This window comes from Sphingomonas sp. 3P27F8 (assembly GCF_005502745.1).
In the GTDB taxonomy this organism is placed as follows: Bacteria; Pseudomonadota; Alphaproteobacteria; order Sphingomonadales; family Sphingomonadaceae; genus Sphingomonas.
The window spans coordinates 12997-26482 of sequence record NZ_SCNL01000014.1 but is presented as its reverse complement, the minus strand read 5'-3'; the positions used below and the strand labels follow the sequence as shown (position 1 = coordinate 26482).

General features: G+C 64.3%; 9 protein-coding genes. 3 read left to right on the top strand and 6 right to left on the bottom strand.

The features are described from left to right. Window positions 1-122: 122 nt before the first annotated feature. The 3 genes from FFS35_RS15385 to FFS35_RS15370 all read right to left on the bottom strand — a co-directional run bounded on the left by FFS35_RS15385 (window position 123) and on the right by FFS35_RS15370 (window position 6321). Window positions 123-4337 (bottom strand): strawberry notch family protein, encoded by a 4215-nt coding sequence (locus FFS35_RS15385; protein WP_062126477.1) that lies wholly within the window; start codon window positions 4335-4337, stop codon window positions 123-125. Between the two features lie 58 nt (window positions 4338-4395). Then, complete coding sequence (locus tag FFS35_RS15380) at window positions 4396-5235, bottom strand: toprim domain-containing protein (protein WP_010408880.1); 840 nt, start codon at window positions 5233-5235, stop codon at window positions 4396-4398. A 456-nt stretch (window positions 5236-5691) separates the two neighbouring features. Further along, window positions 5692-6321, bottom strand: a complete 630-nt coding sequence (locus FFS35_RS15370; RefSeq protein WP_082824894.1) for a ParA family protein — start codon at window positions 6319-6321, stop codon at window positions 5692-5694. 222 nt (window positions 6322-6543) lie between these two features. Here FFS35_RS15370 and FFS35_RS20580 point away from each other — a divergent pair, with 222 nt between their 5' ends. Continuing rightward, a complete protein-coding gene (locus FFS35_RS20580; protein WP_171007652.1) occupies window positions 6544-7461 on the top strand; it encodes a lytic transglycosylase domain-containing protein in 918 nt (305 codons plus the stop codon). Here FFS35_RS20580 and FFS35_RS15360 read toward each other — a convergent pair. The 3 genes from FFS35_RS15360 to FFS35_RS15345 form a co-directional block, all read right to left on the bottom strand. Next, complete coding sequence (locus tag FFS35_RS15360) at window positions 7428-7703, bottom strand: hypothetical protein (RefSeq protein ID WP_010408871.1); 276 nt, start codon at window positions 7701-7703, stop codon at window positions 7428-7430. The genes FFS35_RS20580 and FFS35_RS15360 overlap by 34 nt on opposite strands. A gap of 336 nt (window positions 7704-8039) precedes the next feature. Continuing rightward, on the bottom strand, window positions 8040-8951 hold the full coding sequence (locus tag FFS35_RS15350) for a thiamine pyrophosphate-binding protein (protein ID WP_231902858.1): 912 nt from the start codon (window positions 8949-8951) through the stop codon (window positions 8040-8042). Window positions 8952-9203: 252 nt separating this feature from the next. Next, window positions 9204-10343, bottom strand: a complete 1140-nt coding sequence (locus FFS35_RS15345) for a tyrosine-type recombinase/integrase (RefSeq protein WP_010408866.1) — start codon at window positions 10341-10343, stop codon at window positions 9204-9206. 116 nt (window positions 10344-10459) lie between these two features. Between FFS35_RS15345 and FFS35_RS15340 the strand changes: the two genes are divergently transcribed. Both FFS35_RS15340 and tnpA read left to right on the top strand, forming a co-directional pair. Continuing rightward, complete coding sequence (locus tag FFS35_RS15340) at window positions 10460-11482, top strand: hypothetical protein (protein WP_205499236.1); 1023 nt, start codon at window positions 10460-10462, stop codon at window positions 11480-11482. Between the two features lie 1575 nt (window positions 11483-13057). After that, window positions 13058-13477, top strand: a complete 420-nt coding sequence (gene tnpA / locus FFS35_RS15335) for an IS200/IS605 family transposase (protein ID WP_010408862.1) — start codon at window positions 13058-13060, stop codon at window positions 13475-13477. Window positions 13478-13486: the final 9 nt, after the last annotated feature.

Genomic DNA, 13486 nt, shown 5'->3' with positions numbered 1-13486 from the left:
TTCCCCCGACCCGGACACCCTCCCCGCTCCTTCTCCCCTCTCGTTTCCCGCTTGGGCGGGAGGGCGACTGGGGCTCGCCGACAAGCGGCTACCTTGCTGCTAGCTGGCTGTTATCGTGCCGGTCAGGCCATCAGCTTTGCGAGAACCGCATCGGCCGTCTCGACGGGGATGAAGACGCGCGTCTTGTAGGCGATGATCTCTGTGAAGCAGCCGATCGACTTGAGCCACGCGAGCTGGTCGGCCGGTGCGCCGCTGATCTCGATGCGCGGCTTGGCGTTGACGCGTACGCGCTTCACCTCGCACACGAACGGTCGCCGGATCGTGACCGTCCCGCCCTCCATCGCGGCGCGCGCGACCTCGGCCGGGCTGAGCACGTCGTTGCTGTCGAGGCCCATCTTCGAGAACAGCGCCGGCACGTCGCCCGGGAACACCATGCGCCCGAGCCAGGAGCGACCCTCGGCATCGACCACGCGGTTGACCACGAGATGGTCGCTCGGCAGCGCCGACCAGATCGGCAGCAGAAGGCCGGTCGCGAGCCGGATCGTCTCGACGTCGAGCTTGCCGCGGATCTCGTCGACCTCGGCCGACCATTCCGCCTCGAACCGTGCGCGGCTGCATTCCTCCCAGGCCGTCTCGTAGAGATCGTCGAGTGCGAGATATTCGTGCCGGGTCGGACGCATCAGTTCGATGCGCGACACCGCCACCCCGTCCTCGGTCAGCCAGGAGCGCGCGTTGGTGCGCAGCGCGACCTTGCCCGACTTGCCGTTGCGCACGAACACGGCGGTCTGGTCGGTATCGGCGATGCGCAGCACGCGCTCGAGCGACATGGGGTTGCGGCGCCGGGTCACCTCGATCGTCAGCAGGTGCGAGGTCGCCTTGCTGACCGGGTCGGTGCGCAGGATCGTATCGTCGAGCACGGTCGCGGTCTCGACCGTCATCGTCTCGACGCCGACATCGAGTGTCCCCGCCTCGCGCGCGGCCGCGACCCGTGCCTCGACCAGCGCCAGGAATTCGTCAAAGATGCAGTTCTGGAGCCCGATCGGCAGCGCCAGCAACCGGTTGAGCCAGCGCTGGATGGGCGGGAGATCCTCCTTCAACACGCCGTCGGTATCGAGCAGTTCCAGGCCGGTGCGATGCTGGAAATCGGTGAGGTTGGTGCTGGTCAGCTTCCCCGCGACGAGCAGGTGATACCAGCTGATGAGCGCCGCCTTGGCGTAGTCGCTTTCGAGATTATCGGCCGGGTCGAACAGATTCTGCCCCCCGGTCTGGCGCTGGCCGCGCGTCAGAGCGCCGAGGCTGTCTAGACGCCGCGCGATGGTCGAGGTGAACCTGAGTTCGCCCTTGCAGTCGGTCGTGACGGGCCGGAACAGGGGCGAGCAGGCCTGATGCGTGCGGTGGGTACGTCCCAGGCCCTGGATCGCGCGATCGGCCCTCCAGCCCGGCTCCAGGAGCAGATGCGCGCGTTGCTGCTGGTTCTTCGCATCGAGGCTGGCATGATAAGACCGCCCGGTCCCGCCGGCGTCGGAGAAGACCAGGATGCGCTTGGTGCCTTCCATGAAGGCGGCGGAATCGGCCTGCGTGGCGCGGGCCGAGCGCGATTCGAGCTTCTGCCCTCCCCCGCTCACCGTGATGAGGCGCTTGGTGCGCCCCGTCACCTCGGCGACCATCTCGGTGCCGAACCGGGTGATGATGGCATCGAGCACGGCCGCGATCGGCGGCAGCGCGCAAAGCTGCTCGACCAGATTGTCGCGCTCGGCTTCGGCTTCGGGGTTGGTGACCGGGTGGCCGCTCTCGTCGAACAGCGGTCGCGAGCGCACCTCGCCGGTGTCATCGCGGAAGAAGGTCATCTGCTGGACCGGGAATGCCCGCGTCAGATAGTCGATCACGGCCTCGCGCGGGGAGAGATCGATGTCGAGGTCGGCGCGCTCGTCGGGCGACAGTTCGCCCAGGCGGCGGTCGAGGATCGCCTCGGCGGTGCTGACCAGCTGCAGCACGACCGACTGATCGGCCGCCAGATGCTGTTCGATCGCCGCGATGACGGTCGGGAGCTTCGCTGACAGGAGGAGCGCCCCGAAGAACCGCTGCTTGCAGCTTTCGAACCGCGAGCGCGCCGCGGCCTTCGCGCCCGAGTTGAGCGTCTTGCCCTCGTTGCCGTCGACGACGCCGGTGAGTTCGAGCGCCTTTTCAAGGCCGCGATGGATGATCGCCCAGGCATCGGCATAGGTGTCGTACACCGCGATCTGTTCAGGCGTCAGCTCGTGGCGGAGGATGTCATATTCGACCCCGGCGAAGCTCAGCGCGCGCGCGGTGTAGAGGCCGGTCGCCTTGAGATCGCGCGCGACCAGTTCCATCGCCGCGATCCCGCCCTGCCGGATCTGGGTGATGAACGCCTCGCGGTTGGCGAAGGCGGTCTCCGGCCCCCACAGGCCGAGCCGCACGGCATAGGCGAGGTTGTTCACCTCCGACGCGCCGGTCGCCGAGGCGTAGAGCACGCGGGCGTCGGGCAGGTGGTTCTGCAGGAGAACGCCGGCGATGCCCTGCTGCGAGCCCTTCTTGGTGCCCATCGACCCTTCGCCACCCGCGACGCCGCCCATCTCATGCGCCTCGTCGAACGCGATGACGCCGTCGAAGTCGGCACCGGCCCAGGCGATGATTTGATCGAGCCGGGTGGCGTCGCCGCGGTTGGAGCGCAGCGTCGGATAGGTCACGAACAGGACGCCCTCGTCCATCGTGACGGGCTCGTCGATCTTCCAGCGCGAGAGCGGCTGCACGTCGGCCGCGAGACCGCCGAGCGCGGTCCAGTCGCGGATCGCGTCGGCATGGAGCGCCTCGTTCTTGCTGATCCAGATGTTCTTGCGACGACCCGCCAGCCAGTTGTCGAGGATGACGGCCGCGACCTGCCGCCCCTTCCCTGCCCCGGTGCCGTCGCCCAGGAAATAGCCCTTGCGGTACGCGCGTCCGTCGTCGGAGAGCACCAGCCCCACGCCCTCCTTGTCTGGCTTGCTCAGGCCCGGGATATACTGGGTCCAGGCATGGCCGGCGTAAACGACGGTCTCGAGCTGCGAGGAGGACAGGAGGCGTTCGGTGACGGTGCGTTCGGGCAGCGACGGAACATGGACGGGGATCGGCGCGGGGATCGAGCCCATCGCGATCGATTCCACCAGCGCGGTCGGATGCTCGCCGGCAGCGTCGAACACGATACGGCTCGGCCGATAGGGCAGATAGACGCCGGACTGCTCGGCGAGTGGCGCCGGCGTCTCGAGTACCTGGTAGCCGACCGGGAGAACCTCGTTCCTGGCGAGAGCGCGGAAGATGCGCGGGGTGGCAGCGGGCTTCGATCTCACGCTGCGCAGGAGGGACAGCCCCCCGCCCCGCTTGACCGGCGCCGGAGTGGCGGCCTCCGGGATCAGATCCTGCCGGGGCGGGATGACCAGCGCCTCGACCAGGTCGCTTACGGCGCCGCGCTGGAGCGTGACCGTCGTGGTATCACCCACCGTCTTGTCGATGACATAGAGTCGCACCGCGACTCCGGTGCCGTGCTTGCCATAGGCATGGGTCAGCCGGATCGAGGTGCGCAGCGCGACGCTCGCCAGCGTCGTCGACCAGATCGTGCCCATGCGCGCGGAGTTGAAGAACCAGTCGGGCATGATCGCGACGACGCGCCCGCCAGGCCGCACACGCTTGATCGCCGCCTGCAGGTGGCGGACCGCAGCGAGCGCGTCGGCACCGCGGCCGAGCGAGCGCGAGAAGGGCGGGTTCATCAGGATGAGGCTGGGGCGCTCCGCGGATGCCATGACGCTGGCGATCTGCGCGCCGTCGTGGCCGGTAACGCTGGCTTTCGGGAAGGTGGCCGACAGCCGCTCGCGGCGCGCGGGATCGATCTCGTTGAGCTGGAGCGCCGCGATCGGCGGGAGGCCCGCTACCAGGAGACCGTTGCCGGCGCTCGGTTCGAGTACGATGTCATCCGCGCGTGCGTTCGCGAGCATGACCGTGATCGTGGCGAGATCGAGCGGGGTCGAGAATTGCTGCCAGTCGATCTGCTCCTCGCTGCGCACGGTCTGGGTAGGAAGGCGCGCCATAAGCCCGATCGCGGCGTCGACCGCCGGCGTGGTGCCTGCTGCGCATACCGCCAGCGCGGTCGCATGCTCCAGCACCTCGAAGCTCTCGCGCTGGGTCCAGTGACCATCGGCGTCGGTGCCGCCATAGGCGCGGATCATCGCGTCGTTGAGCATCGCTCGGGTGATCTTCGCGTCGCCGGCGATCGCGGGGAGCAGCAGGCGGGCGGCAGCGGTGGCATGGTCGGCGCGCGCGGGCGCAGGGTCGAACAGGTCGGTCATGGGGGTCTCCGGGTCTGTGGCTGCTCGTGCAGCTCACGACCCCGACCCCCCTTCCCTCTCAGGCTCCGGGTTTCACGACGTCGGCCCAGTCGCCATAACGTGAGGGTGGCGGCATCCGCTTCAGCGTCAGCCCGCGCGGCCGATAGGCGGCCCACGCCTTGCGTCGTGCGCGTCGGCCCTCGAAGTCATTGTCCTCGGCGAAGATCAGCGTGGTGACGCTATCGGGGATGTGGACACGGTCGAGCCGCGCCGCGCCGAGCGTCGCCCAGCACGGGATGCCGTGGATCTGGGTGAAGGCGGCCGAGGTCTCGAACCCCTCACCAAGCGCCAATGTGTCGGTGACGCGCATGCCCTGCCAGGTCGCACCTCCCGGCGTGCCGAGCGTCGCCTTGTCGAGATAGCCGCCATGCGCGAGGTCGAGGAAGATGCGCTGAATCGAGCGCAGCGTGCGCCCCTCCCGCGCCGCGATCAGCAGCGCCGGGAGGAACCGGGTATGCGGTTTCGGTCCCCACGGACAGCGCGGGTGGTAGCTCAGGTCGTCGAAGGCGCCGGTGATGCCGCGAAAGCGGAGATAGGCTTCCGCGGGCGTTCCGGCGATCGGCAACCCCTCGTTCCACAGCCGTTCGATGTTGGCGGGTCTGCCGGTGCGCTGTTCAGCGGGTGGGTCGTAGGTGCGTCCGGGTCTGATGCGCGCGATCTCGCGGAGCACGTCCTCGGCGGTGCAGCCGGCGAAGCAGTGAACGAGGATGCCGTCATGGCCCTGCCGGATCGAGAGGCTGGGATCGCTGTCGGCGTGGGCCGGGCAACGGCACATGGCGTTGTAGCCGTGCCAGGTGCCGCCGAGGGCGCCGACGATGTCCACGATGGTCTGGGTGGGTTTCAGCGCAACGAGGGGCATGACCGATCCTTTCTCGCTGCCTCTGACCCCCTTCTCTCCCTTCCTAGGTGACTCAGTAGCTGCTGGCTAGCAGCTAGCGGAAGATCCCCGTGTTAGCAGTTAGACCTCCGCTATCTAGCGTTGAGATGGCTGGTATCTAGCGGCTAGCTACCTTTGAGCTAGCAGTTTCTCATAAGCGTCGAGTGCCTTCTCGAGCACTTCTGTAAGAAGCAGACCCTCACGTTGAGCTATTTCGCGGATTCGATTGTCCCATTCGGGTGTGACCCTAGTCGCAAATTGTTGAGTGCGGTTAGTCTTGCGCGAACTGCGGGCATCAATGCGGGTTGCGGTTATCAGCGGTGCAGCCGGAGGGGCGGGGGCTACTTCGGGTGCATCCAAATTCTGGCTCGCCTCACTGATTGGTGGGGGTGAACCCAATCGAGTAGCCTTCTTTAGCTTCGAGATATCGGCCATCATTCACCCCGCTACTTTGTCGATTAGGGATTGGATCAGAGTATCAGCACGCTGGTTAAGGCCGGAGAATTTGGTTTCGGTAATTGACAGGCCTTGGTTCTGCGCTTGCCGGTATGCTGGTCGTTCCACGATCGAACCGTCGAGGACATTATACCCAGCTTCGGTCAAATACGCCCGCGCGTCATTTTCTTCAGCCGAAGTTCCAATGCGGTTGAGCGCAAAAACGAGCCGTCCAGTCGGGATACCCTCCTTAACAAGGGCATGGTATTCGCGGACGGCAGGCCTGGGATCGTCCAAGGATGCGCCGGTGGGTTGAACCACGAGTGACGATGACCGTGCAATTTCAAGTGTAGCTTTGCTGGTCCGAGCGGGGCCGTCGATGATAAGCAGATCGAAGCCGTCTGCAGCGGCCAGGGCCTGAGACGCGGTTTTGAATGCCTCAACCGACACAATCGGCTCGATGGAGATGCCAAGGCGTGCTCGGTGCCAATCGACCGAAGTGCCCTGTTGAGTATCGAGATCGGCGATTTTAACCCGCAGTTCGCCTGCCGCCGCCTCGCGAGCAAGGGCTCTTGCCAAGGTGCTTTTTCCTACACCGCCTTTTTGTGAGACGAATGCTACGACAGCAGCCATGACCGATCCTGTGATAGTTCGAACAACTGGATAGCTAGCCGCTCTCTAGCAGTTTGGCAACCGCTACCTATGTGATAGCTAGCTGATACCCAACCAGCAGATATCTGTGAGCTAGCTGCTACCCACGGGGGTTTGCCTGACCTAGTCTGGATCAAGCACTGGGAGATAGTGGAATTTTTTTCCACGTTGTGCGGTTGATCGAAACATGATGTTCAATGATCGATGAACACGCGATCGAACTCGAGCTTATGCGTAGTGGGTAGTGTTATGGCACTGCTATGGGCGCAAACATCGGCAGCTAAGCAGGCCGAGGTAATGACATTTGATGGGCAGGCAGTTGAAGCCGTCATCGATGTGGGCCCGAGAATGCGGGGTATGCCAACAGACGGAACGCCGCCAGTACCAAGCATGGAAGCCGTTTTAGGCAATGACTTCAGATCATTCGGCAGCCCCGTAATGGAACCCCAAGAGGAGGCAATAAGCACGTCGCATATATCGGTGCCCCTTTGGATGCAGACTGGCCAGGTTTCGGGGGGAGCTGGCCGGGCAGCGATGTCCGATATGGCAAGTTATCTCTACACCCCACAGGCTTGCTCAATCACACCCTACCGTCCACGCGGCGATTTTCCAGGCTGGCTCGAAGCTCGGCGGGCTCAATATTACCCCTTGATCCAGGCCGTGGCGTGCGAAGCTGGTGTGCCAGTCGGGCTTTTCGATGCACTGGTGGCCCAGGAAAGCCGCTATGACCCATTGATCGTATCACCGAAGGGCGCCGTTGGCCTTACCCAATTGATGCCCGGTACAGCGCGTGGACTTGGGGTTTTCAATTCGAGAGATCCGTTGTCGAACCTGAGGGGAGGGGCCAGATACCTCCGCGCGCATCTGGATGAGTTCAAGCGGGTCGATCTAGCCTTGGCCGCGTACAATGCAGGTCCAGGACGCGTTCGATCGATGCGCCGTATTCCGCCGTTTCGCGAGACGATGGACTATGTCGCAGCGATCACTCGAGGGTGGAGCACCGGATCGTTCAGGACAGCATCGATTCAGACCGCCGGTTTGGCAGTGGGTCGACAGGAATTCCGGGGCAGGGGGGTCCAGTTACTCGCTTACACATCTACAAGAGTATCGAACCCGAGGTAGTGCGCGTAATAGATCGCAATTCCGAGGATCGCCGGCGCGCCGAGCAGATAGTTGATCTGCCAACGTATCCACAACCGGGGTGCAACGAGTACCTTATCGAGGACGGTCGCAGTTGGGAGTTTCCTAGTTCCCAGACGATAATCGTAGGCGGTCTTTATCATCGCGAGGACAGCGCACAGCGCCACCATGACGCCGACCGCGGCATAGAGTGAAAGCCAGGCCTGAAGTGTCGCTTGGGGCATGCCGACCACCTAGCAGCAAGATGCTGACGGTCCATTAACCGCTGAATCGCGCATTAGTTACCAGGTGGGCTGCGTTTTCAATCGCAAGTTGGTGCTCAGCATGGCGCTACGGTCGCGATGACGCACGAAAAACGGCTGCACCGGGCACAAAGGCGGCAATTTCAGCGCAACGGTAAACGCTTGCTCCCCTCGGGAGCATCGCGACGCGAAGCGGCGCGTCCAACCTTGCCGCTTGGTCTTGCCGTTTGTGGTTTGTGCGGTCCGGTCGGTTGGGACTGTACTCGCCGTCAGGCGTTAGGGCGTTGGCCGACTAGGCCAACTCCATTCGTTCTCAGATCATATGAATCTAGGAGCGGTTGACCATTTTTTTGAGACTCTTGCTTCTCGATAGCGATGGCAAGGCTGTCCAGCACTTGTCGCAAGCCGGCGTCTTCGATCTCCTCGGCGACAACCTGGCGCGGGGAGCGCCAGAGGCGCATCACCTCGATCTGCTCGATCAGGCAGGACATCCTTGCCGAGCAACGCTTTGGCGACGCCGGCGCCAAGCAGGTCGGCGACCTCGGTCACCACGGCCGACGCGCCGCGGGCTCCCGCCCCAATCAGGATAGCGACCTTGGCGCCTGCATTCAGTACCTCCGCCGCGCGCGCGAGATCGGCGGGCTGCGGGACGACGATCGGATGTGCATAGCCGGTGCCCGAGCGGGTGAAGACGTGCGCCTGGCCCGGCTCCTCATATTTCGTATCCTGTATGTCCTTGGGCAGCACGATGGTTGAGACCGCGTTGCCCGCGACCGCGATCCGGATCGCGCGATCGGTCACATGGCGGACCTGCGCCGGCGCGCTCGCCTCCTGCACATAGGCGGCGACGTCGGCAAACAGTCGGTCGAGATTGAGCTCCTGCTGATAGCTTGCACCGCGCACGGTGCTCTCGGCCTGGCCCGCGATCGCGAGGACCGGGACATGGTCGAGCTTGGCGTCATAGAGCCCGGTGATCAGGTGGGTCGCGCCCGGACCGCCGGTCGACAGGCAGACGCCGAGCTCGCCGGTGAATTTCGCATGCGCCGTCGCCATGAAGGCCGCCATCTCCTCGTGGCGGACCTGGATGAACTCGATGCCCGAGCCTTCCTTCTCGGCGCGCTGGAGCGCCCCCAGCACGCCATTGATGCCATCGCCAGAATAGCCGTAGATTCGGCTCACGCCCCAATCCTTGAGGCGCTGGACGAAGAAATCGCTCGACATGCGGGCCATGCCGCCCTCCACTTTGGGATTTGGTTTCGAGCCGGAGAGGTTCAGTCACGCATGCTCGCGCTGACGAGAAGAACGTCGCAGTGCGCACAGGCGTTCCCGCCGGTCGGCGGCTTCGCCCCCATCGGTGCGCGCTAGGGCCGGCCCGACGGCGAGCTCGCTTCTTCGGTCGTTGAGGCATGTCGGTGTCGCTCACTGCCCAACCGCGCCAGGTCATCGGTTTGCGACTGTCCAAACGCGGACAGCTAAAACCTGTCATTCACCGCCGAAACGCTTCGCGAGACGCGCACTCGCTCCGCTCTTGGCCGCCAGCTTCGCGCCATAGCGCATGACCGTCTTGGGATCGCGCCAGCGATAGGCCTGCATGATGGCGGGCAGGCTCTCTCCTGCCGCAAAATTGTCTTGCGCCACGCCAACCCGGATCGAATGGCTCGACACGGCCGCGACCCAGCGCTCGAGCTCGGCCTCGCTCATCGCCCCCAGCAGTTTCTTGTCGAATGCCTGGCGGATCAACCGCTTGTAGATGAGCGTGATCGTGCCGGGGTTGAGCGCCTCCTCTCCCACACCGCGGATCGAGCCATCGAACCAGGTTTCGACGCGCCGGAACAGGGCCCCGCGCGCAATCCCGGCCTTGTCGCACCATTCAGCGATCGCGCGCATGGTCGCGGGCGAGAGATAGGCGAGAGCCCCCTGCCCTTCCTGATCGGTCTTGCTGCGGCCGATCTCGACCACCCCTGCCCCGTCGACGTCGGGCCCGTCGATATGCTCGATACGCATCGCCGCGAGTTCGGAGCGCCGGCAGCCGGTATCATAGTTGACCTGCAGTAGCGCGCGATCGCGCGCGCCCAGGAGATCGCGGCGCGTGGCCTTGAGGAGGACCGCGAGGCTCACGCCGCTCGCCGGCGCGTCGAGATCGCTGACATCGCCCTTGTAGCGGATACCCCGCGCCTGCGTCTGGCGGGTGCCGAGAAGCTTGCGCGCCGCCTTGTGCTCGAGCTGCACGAGCGGGGCTGCGGTCGGATCGTCCAGCCCCGCCATGCGATAGGCCCAGCCGATATTGACGAGATAGCGCGCGATCGTCGCGGCCGCCCTCTGCGGCGTCGCCCGCGTCGCCTCATCATGATCCTGACCCGACAGCGCGCGGACATAGGCCGCGACGGTCTCGGCGGTCGCCTCCCCTGCCCGCACTCGGGTGCGCCGGCACCAAGCATCCCAGAGCTTCATGTCGGAAAGGAACGCGCGGATCGTGTTCGGCGACCAGGCCCGCGCCGCGGCCGCGATGACCTGCGGATCGACCGCCGCCTTGTCGATAGCCAGCGCGCGGACCTCGCCCACGACGTCGTCGGCGCCGGCGGGCGGCGTGCTTTGCCTGCGGGTGAGGGCCGTTTTCGCCATGACGGCGAGACATAGCCCGGTCCTTCTCATAATAATAGGGTCGTGATAATCTCCCATTATCACGACTACGCATACGAGCCAATTTGACTGAGAGCAGCTCTGGGTTAAAAGACGGCGTGGACGCGCCTCTCTCGAACAGCCGCTACGGCCCCGCCTACAGCGCGAAGATGGTCTCCGCGATCGCCTCCTGCACGGCCGCCATTACGCGTCTCGATGCCCGGTTTTGCGTTAGTTCGGTGGCATCGGCCTGGGCACGCCGCGCCGCCTGGAGTGGCTACACCCGGGCCCTGCAACTGCAATCGGCCGAGATCGACGAAATTGACGTATTTTCCTGGGGCTGCGGGCTGCAAATCCCCGGCCGGCCGCTGCGGTCGACCAACCTCGACCTGTTCGATCGCTTTCCCGCCTGGGAAGCGGCGCTGCGCGATCCCGACCCCCTCGCCTGGCGCGACGCGCTCCCGACCGCGATCGGCGAGATCGAGATAGCCGCGGACCATTCGCCGCTGATCCGCGCGCTCGATCGGGTCCGCCAGCATGCGCGTCTCGACAGCACCGCCCTGCCCTGGCTCTCGCTGCCCTTCGCTCTGCGCGACAAGGGGATGGTGACCACTCCCCTGCCCTGCCTCGTGGGCGGCGTGAAGGCGTTTAGGCTGAAGCGAACTGTCGGAGACGAGGACTGGTATGCGGCCATGCGCAGCCTTGAGGCAAGCGCCACCGCAAACCTCGCACGGTTGCACGAGCTGGAAAAGCTCCATCGCGCGGCCCAGCATGCGATCGTCGCGGAATATCGACCTGGCCACCTCCCGGGGCTCGCGGCCCTCCTCCATCACCGGCCACTGCTCTCGCCTCAGTCGCTGGCGGAGCTGCTCAGCATGAGCGTTGCCGGCGCGAGCAAACTGCTGGGCCGTGCCGTCGACTGCGGCTTGCTCGTGGAGATCACCCAGCGGCGGACCTGGCGCGTGTTCCTGAGCACGGACCTTGCCATCGAGTTTGGCTTTGCAGCGCCCAAGCGTGGACGGCCGCGCAACGTGGTCCCTCCCCCGCCAGCGAGCCGCGAGCTGTCGGAGGTCTTCGATGCCTTCGATCGCGAGATGGAGAACATCGACAAGCTTCTCCAGCATCGCGCCGAGAGTTTGTGAACGACAGTCCGCAGGAGGATCTTTCGCTTGCCGCCCGGTCTGATGAACCGGTCTATCAACCGGAGCATCCTTCTGTCGAACGATTGGAATGTCGTCGGCTGGCCGGGGCCTCTCTACCGAGGTGCGCCGGCAAACCTTTCACCAAAGGGGTAGCTGCCTCCCCTCCCCTGTTCGCAATTCATAGCGCTGGATGCAGCAAGAACTGATTTGCCGGCGAGCGCGGTCTCGTTCCCCTTGTCCCAGTGGTGAAACACGAGCTCTGCAGTCGGCGGCTATCGTCTATCGATAGTTGAAGGCGGTAGCTGCAATGTCCAGTCCACGGGTTCTCTGACCCACAACGGCATGCTTCTCGTGATCAGGCTTGGCAGGAAGGCCCCACAGCGGCCTTCTGGGCGCTTTGCTTGCCGTGGGGATAGCCGAGAGCGGAAACACGCTGTGCGGGCTGCTGGCGGCGCTCAGTGCAGGTCGGACTTCGTTCGGGTCTTGGAAAATGGCTCCTGTCACGGTGCCCTCGGCGACCTGAGCGTAGTGAGGTGCTCCGCGATGGCTGGCTTGCAAGGAGTCTAGGCGCCGCGATAATCGACGTCGATCTGCGGTCGGGTGTGTGAGGCGACGCACGCGACGGAGCTTTTTGGGTGGACGACGTGCTTAGTGCGCGGCGATCGTCCCTTCCCCTTCTTTCCAATCAATTCTTCAAAAGAAGGGAGCGCCGCAGGCGTGTTAATCTCTTTAGAGAATAGGATAAAAAGTTAAGCTGTGGATGGATCTTTCGCGACTCGCCGATTCAGCGCGAGTCGGGAGTTCAGCGCCGTTCCCATTATACCGTTTGGCCGTTCCTGAAATACCCTGCGGGGCGTTCCCATTGAACCGTGATTCGGTTCCTCATGTACCGTGCCCCGTTCCTGAAATACCGTGGGCACGGCGCGGGCCACAGGACGTCTCCAAGGGAGTAAAACGCGTTTTACTCGTCCGCAAAGTGGCTGTTTTCCGTGCCTTTCAGGCATGTTACACCCGGCAGCGCTCGTTGTCGAACTATAGGCGTCAGGCGAGGCCGCCCTGTGTTCGGAGGAGTCGAGCGGCATTTCCGCGGCCCTCCCGAGTCCTTGGGCGAATCATTGACGGTCTTTTAGGAACGGGACCCTGCGGAACTGACCTAAAACGGCGATGATCTCGACGTTTTGTTGCCTTGAGCGCATCCCGCTCGGCTGCCTGGACCGCGAAGTTTCGAGGTTTCTCGGGAGCCGGCCAGTGATCTCGACGGTACATTGAGAACGGGGCTTGGCCAGGCGATGGGCGCCGATTGTGGATGTCTAGCGCTCCCGGAGGCGTTTGCAGTCGAAGCATTCACGGTATTTCAGGAACGGCATCGAAGCAGCGAGGATGACTCCCCCTCCCCTCCCCAGCCTCTTTGGAGCGTCGACAGTTTGACCTTTAGAGTCCTCTAGCAAGGAGGAACCCCTCCGACTTCAGTCGGATACTGGCTTCAGCCACAGACTCGCGTGCTAGCCTGTAACCTCGGGAAAAGCGGAAGCCGCCGAAGGCGTGAAGCTTCCGCTTTTCCCGAGGTTACAGGCTATGGCGTATCGGTCCGGTTGTCACACCACATTCCATCATCGCTACCATCTCGTTTGGGCGCCGAAGTATCGGTACAAGGTGCTGATCGGCGATGTTCGGCTACGGGTGCGCGAGATCATCCGTCAGGTCTGTGCCGAGATGGGCGTGAAGATCATCAACGGCGCGCTGTCGAAGGACCACGTACACATGTTCGTCGAAATCCCGCCGCACGTCTCGGTCAGCGACTTCGTGCGCCGGGCCAAGGGGCGCTCATCCCGCAAGATCCAACAGGAATTCGAGCACATCCGCAAACGATATTGGGGCCAACGCTTCTGGCAGCGCGGCTACTTCTCGACCACATCCGGCAACATCACCGATGACATCATCATGCGTTACCTCGACCGACATACCCACAAGGACGGCTTCAGCCCCACCGCTTGATCCTACCGG

Excerpts from the sequence above, each read along its gene's own strand:
- FFS35_RS15385 (WP_062126477.1), bottom strand. The coding sequence starts at position 4,337 with ATGACCGACCTGTTCGACCCTGCGCCCGCGCGCGCCGACCATGCCACC.
- FFS35_RS15380 (WP_010408880.1), bottom strand. The coding sequence starts at position 5,235 with ATGCCCCTCGTTGCGCTGAAACCCACCCAGACCATCGTGGACATCGTC.
- FFS35_RS15370 (WP_082824894.1), bottom strand. The coding sequence starts at position 6,321 with ATGGCTGCTGTCGTAGCATTCGTCTCACAAAAAGGCGGTGTAGGAAAA.
- FFS35_RS20580 (WP_171007652.1), top strand. The coding sequence starts at position 6,544 with ATGAACACGCGATCGAACTCGAGCTTATGCGTAGTGGGTAGTGTTATG.
- FFS35_RS15360 (WP_010408871.1), bottom strand. The coding sequence starts at position 7,703 with ATGCCCCAAGCGACACTTCAGGCCTGGCTTTCACTCTATGCCGCGGTC.
- FFS35_RS15350 (WP_231902858.1), bottom strand. The coding sequence starts at position 8,951 with ATGGCCCGCATGTCGAGCGATTTCTTCGTCCAGCGCCTCAAGGATTGG.
- FFS35_RS15345 (WP_010408866.1), bottom strand. The coding sequence starts at position 10,343 with ATGGCGAAAACGGCCCTCACCCGCAGGCAAAGCACGCCGCCCGCCGGC.
- tnpA (WP_010408862.1), top strand. The coding sequence starts at position 13,058 with ATGGCGTATCGGTCCGGTTGTCACACCACATTCCATCATCGCTACCAT.